Raw genomic sequence first — 1273 nt, 5'->3', positions numbered from 1 at the left:
TTACAGGTTTGGATAGATCGGGAATTTAGCGCAAAGCTCTGCAACCTCGGCTTTGACCTTGGCTTCAACCGCGCCATTGCCGTCTTCGCCATTGGCGGCCAGACCGTCGACGACTTCGATGATCCAGTCGGCGATTTGGCGGAATTCGATCTCGCCAAAGCCGCGGGTGGTGCCGGCGGGGGAGCCCAGACGGATGCCCGAGGTGATGGTCGGTTTTTCCGGATCAAACGGCACGCCGTTCTTGTTGCAGGTGATGTGCGCCCGGCCCAGAGCCTTGTCGACAATGTTGCCGGTCACGCCCTTGGGTCGTAGATCGACCAGCACCACATGGGTGTCGGTGCCGTGGGTCACCGTGTCCAGACCACCCTTGATCAGCTGGTCCGACAGCGCCTGTGCATTCACGACGACCTGCTTGATGTAATCCTTGAACGCAGGCTGCAGCGCCTCGCCAAAGGCGACTGCCTTGGCCGCGATCACGTGCATCAGCGGGCCGCCCTGAATGCCGGGGAAGATCGCCGAATTCACTTTCTTTGCGATATCTTCATCATTGGTCAGGATCATGCCGCCACGCGGACCGCGCAGGGTTTTGTGCGTGGTGGTGGTTGCCACATGCGCATGCGGGAAGGGGCTGGGGTGCTCACCCGCTGCCACCAGACCGGCGAAGTGCGCCATGTCCACGTGCAGGTAGGCGCCGACCATGTCGGCGATCTCGCGCATGCGGGCAAAGTCGATCTGTCGCGGAATGGCCGAGCCGCCGGCGATGATCAGCTTGGGTTGGTGTTCTTTTGCCAGCGCCTCGACCTGATCATAGTCCAGCATGTTGTCTTCTTTGCGGACGCCATACTGCACCGCATTGAACCACTTGCCCGACTGGTTGGGACGGGCGCCGTGGGTCAGGTGACCGCCTGCGTCCAGGCTCATGCCCAGAATGGTATCGCCGGGCTGGATCAGTGCCTGGAACACGCCCTGGTTGGCCTGAGAGCCAGAGTTCGGCTGCACGTTGGCAAAGCCGCAGCCAAACAGCTCTTTGGCGCGGTCGATGGCCAGGTTCTCGGCGATGTCCACGTACTGGCAGCCGCCATAATACCGCCGACCGGGATAGCCTTCGGCGTATTTGTTGGTCATAACCGAGCCTTGTGCTTCCATCACGGCGGCAGAGACGATGTTTTCGGATGCGATCAACTCGATCTCGTCGCGCTGACGACCCAGCTCGGATGTGATCGAGCCGAACAGCTCGGGATCACGGTCAGACAGGGACTGGGTGAAAAATCCG

1 protein-coding gene is annotated in these 1273 nt (G+C 61.1%); it reads right to left on the bottom strand.

What is annotated here, in order from left to right:
* Positions 1-1273, bottom strand: a 1273-nt coding sequence (glyA, locus tag AC2FIO_RS22805; RefSeq protein ID WP_496700169.1) for a serine hydroxymethyltransferase, incomplete at its 5' end; no start/stop codon positions are given.

Source organism: Ruegeria sp. CDSB086, assembly GCF_059611065.1.
This window is presented reverse-complemented; position numbering and strand designations above follow the sequence as displayed.